General features: G+C 44.9%; 2 protein-coding genes and 1 tRNA gene. All 3 read left to right on the forward strand.

Annotation, left to right across the window (positions count from 1 at the left end; all coding sequences use genetic code 11):
* Positions 1 to 214: 214 nt before the first annotated feature.
* Positions 215 to 287 (forward strand) — tRNA-Ala (locus tag H6F80_RS28310).
* A gap of 782 nt (positions 288 to 1,069) precedes the next feature.
* Positions 1,070 to 1,702, forward strand: a complete 633-nt coding sequence (locus H6F80_RS28315) for a hypothetical protein (protein ID WP_190794855.1) — start codon at positions 1,070 to 1,072, stop codon at positions 1,700 to 1,702.
* 8 nt (positions 1,703 to 1,710) lie between these two features.
* Positions 1,711 to 4,330, forward strand: a 2,620-nt coding sequence (locus tag H6F80_RS28320) for a helicase HerA domain-containing protein (RefSeq protein WP_190794856.1), incomplete at its 3' end; no start/stop codon positions are given.

The following is a 4,330-nucleotide window of genomic DNA, read 5'->3' on the forward strand; positions in this document are numbered from 1 at the left end:
TATCGAGTGCAAGCGTCAGTGAGGCTCACCGGAGAATCATTGTCGCGCAGGTCAAGTCTCCTCTTCAGCAGCTTCTCTACACCGCACCCTGCCAATCGGGATTCAACTAGAGATCCCGCACAACACCAGTTGAATTGCCAAAATGAGAATTGCCAGATCGAATCAGATGAAGTTGACAATCTCACCGAATTAAGGCATCATTAGCGAGATGTAAGGGGCTATAGCACAGTTGGTAGCGCGTCTCAATGGCATTGAGAAGGTCAGCGGTTCGAATCCGCTTAGCTCCATAAGATTTTTCCTGCTGCAAAATCTTTCTTTTGTGATTGAAAGCATAACTTTTCCGTCACGGAACGCTTATGCTTCTTATGCACCTCGGAAAAGTTATGCTTCCGAACGTTTCTTAACAAAGAAGTCTTGACAAAAGTGATTGTCACTTGGAGCCGCTTATGTTTGGTGGCGGTCATCAACGAGGGATACGATCGGGCACCCTCAACGTTCCAGGGATTATAGGGCTGGGAGAAGCTTGTCGGTTACGATCGCTAGAGATGGAGGAAGATGAGCGGGCGATCGCTAGTAAGCGTTATAGATTGCAGAAAATGCTTCTGGAGGGCGACTCACGATCCAAGATTGTTCGTATGTCTCCTATCACATATTTCTTATCTTGATTCAAAAGTTATGTAAAGAATTACTAATCACTTTTGTTCAGTCGTTGGGTTCAGAAACTGATGTTTGTCCAAAATTTGGGGGTAAAACGCCGAAAAATTGGTCTTGAGAACTAACGGAAGAATCATGGTTTCAGCCCTCTAGTTGTCCAAAATTTGGGTTATGTTGCTGTCTAAAATTCAGGTAAAGTCACATAATCAGCCTTTGAGCGATTAATTTGGCCAATAATCGGTTGTCGAATCGGTTACTTTAAGATTATTGTCGCAACTACTAAAGACATCTTGTTATCCTTGGGGTACCTAATCAAGACAATGGATAATGAGATTGTGAGGGGCGCTGAAGTTACTGAAGGTTGAATGTGGTACTGTTTCGTCGTAGTACCAGTTGTTTCAGGTGAGGTGCAATAGTGTCTTTCCAACCGACTTCCAAGCAAGCTCTTGCATTATGGGATATTTTGCTGAGCGGTGAGGAGCCAGCAGTATCTAAAGTCAAACCTAATTTGACACCTTCTGAGCGTGAAAAGCTTGCAGGAGGAGGTTATCTCGAAATTGAAAAGCGCGGTGTGTCAAGTCACATTATCCTGACTGACAAGGTTTGGGAATGTGCTCTGAATGATTTAGTTGTGGAAGGGACAAGATCTCCTCACGCCTCAACTGTGCTACAACACCTGCTGAAGAAACTTAAAGAGTATTTAGAATCTCATGACATTTCACTGGCGGAATTTCTGCGTTCCCAGAACGGGGCAATTGCAGAGGTTAACATAACAATAGCACCACCGAATTTGAAAGAGAAGGTTCGCGAAGCCTATTTAGAGATCTCTGGCGGTAGTTATAACGTTAGAGTGCGCCTTTCTGAATTGCGCACGCACCTTGGTGATTTGCCGCGCACAGAAATTGATAAGACATTGGGTGAAATGGAACTTGCTGGACAACTGAGTCTCATGCCGCTAGATGATCCACAGGAAATTCATTCTGAAGATGAAAAGGCTGCGATCGACATGGGTGGACCGAAGCGTCACATCTTATACATGAAAGGGTGAGAGCAGAGATGATCGATCAGAATTTAGCCCTACAAGCCCTGAAAGATGTTGATTTTGGTTCAACCACACAGATCAAAAGCGTGTGGCACAACCCCAAGTACGATGTACCCAGCCTGCATGAGAGCGAACGCAATCAAATCTTTGATGAGCTTGATCGGCTAAGCAACTCAGAAGATTCAAACTCCCCACTTGGTATGGTCTTAGTTGGCAGTGGAGGTACTGGAAAAACACACCTGCTCAGCAAGGTTAGAAAACAGGCGTTTTCTAACGGAATCGGATTTATTTTAGCGGACATGGGTAATGTTCGTGATTTTTGGAAATCTGTATTAGAGGGATATGTTAGTTCGCTACAAGAAAATGAAATTAGCGGGACACCACAATACAAAGGAATTATCAAATGCCTGATTGAATTAACGGGTAGTCCCATCTCAATCGAGCAGCTGGCTCAAGAATCACCCCAAGCTCTGGATAAAGAGACGCAGGCAATTCTAGCGGCATTAGTTAGCAAAGAGCGGCCGTTAACCATCAAATTCCGCGATGTTATCCGGGCACTCATATTGCTCAATTCAAATGATTTCAATACTCAAGGAATAGGAGACAACTGGCTACGAGGATTAGAAATTGACGACGAAGAAAAGAAAGCTTTCGGCTTTTCTAGAACCTCAATGGACAATATAAGCCTTGTAGAGGGTCTGTCTTGGCTCATGGGCTTGCGCGGACCGTCTGTACTTGCGTTGGATCAGCTAGACTCCGTTGTTGGGCAGGCTCGCGCTGTTGCAGATGTAGAAACTGATGCACTCTCCAAGATATCCGAAGAGCAAAGGATTAACATCTCCCAAGCTAAGCTTCTCATCGAGAAAATTGCTGAAGGACTCTCAAATTTGTATGAGAGAACTGCTCGCACTCTAGTCATTGTTTCTTGTATAGAAGGAACTTGGACAACGCTCGAGGCTCAGACAATCGGTACTGTGCGAGGACGCTTCAAGGAGCCAATGCCGCTAAGTCCAGTTCTCAATAAAGAGACAGCTAAAGAGCTTGTTGAGCAACGCTTAGCAGTAGCCTATGAAAGGGTAAATTTCTCGCCACCTTATCCAACTTGGCCATTTTCCAAGGAGTTTCTTAATTCTACGCTCAGGCTTTATCCCAGGGAAATTCTACGACGCTGTAATGAACATCGAGAAGAATGTTTAGCTCAAAAACAGGTCACGGTTCTAAATTCATACAGTAAAGACAAGACAGAAATTCCTCTTGTATCTCTTACAGTTCCGCTTCAATCAGATTTCAACACACTTGACCAGGCGTTTGCGAAAGCGAGGGAGCAAGTCAATCTTGCGGATGCATTAGAGCCGGACAATGAGGATAATATTCTTGGTAAATGGCTACAAACGGCTTGCTACTGCTTAGTTCAAGAGAATCCGACCTTATCTAGCGTAGTGCCGACCTGCCAGGTTGAATTTGCAGCGCACAAAAACTACCCACTATTACACGCACAAATCTCTTTAATTTTTCAGAACGAGGGTGAGCGCGAAAGGTATTTATGCCTTAGAGCCTTGCAAAAAAGCCATCATAAATCCTATCAACCTCGATTACTGGAGGCGATGAGTGCATCAGGAATTGACAAAGGCTTAGAAGGCTTTCGACGGTTAGTTCTTGTGCGAACGCATCCCATTCCTGGTGGAGCCAAGAACCAAGAATTAACGAGACAATTTCGAGAAGCTGGCGGCTTGTTTGGGTATCCATCAGAGGATGAACTTCGTACTCTAGAAGCATTGCATCAGTTTAAAACAGATGAGAAGAAATACCCGTCTTTTGACCAGTGGTTGCGCGACCGCCGACCTGTTTCTCAGCTTTCTTTCATTAAAGAAAGCGTAACCTGGTTATTCGACAGTGCAGTTGATGAGGGTCGAATCCCTGGTTCCAGAGCAGATAGTAGTGCATCGGAGGCTAGCAGAACTAGAGAAGACTCTCCTAATGAGAGAAATAGACAAAAAACTTCATTGAGCAACCTACCCATCGGAGTACGTTTAGTTAGGCAACAAATTAAAGAAACAATTTCGATTCGGGCAGAAGATTTAACGAAACACACGGTTATCTTGGCTGGAAGCGGATCAGGTAAGACGGTTTTAGTCAGACGAATCGTGGAAGAAGCTGCTCTCATGGGTATTCCATCGATCGTCATTGATGGTGCAAATGACCTGGCGCGTTTAGGTGATCGCTGGACAACTTCTCCTGACACTTGGCGAGATGAGGATAGACAAAAAGCTGAGCAATATCATGAAAATACTGAGGTCATTATCTGGACTCCTGGACGTGAGGCGGCAAATCCTCTCAACCTGAATCCCTTACCTGATTTTTCGGTAGTGGCGAAAGACCCCGATGAACTGCATCAGGCGATCGATATGGCACGCGATAGCTTGCAAGAGATTGTCGCATCTGGCAAGTCTAAGCCTGCCAAGATTGGACAAGGGGTTCTGCGAAATGCACTTGAATTCTTTGCCCACAATGAGGGTGGCACTCTGGAAGACTTCACAATGTTGCTTTCCGACTTGCCGATGGAGGCTGGGGGCAGCATTTCTAATGCTCAAAAGAAAGCGCAAGAAATGGCTGATTTGCTTAACGCTGAGATTT

The organism is Leptolyngbya sp. FACHB-711, from assembly GCF_014695615.1.
In the GTDB taxonomy this organism is placed as follows: domain Bacteria; phylum Cyanobacteriota; class Cyanobacteriia; order Elainellales; family Elainellaceae; genus Leptolyngbya_A.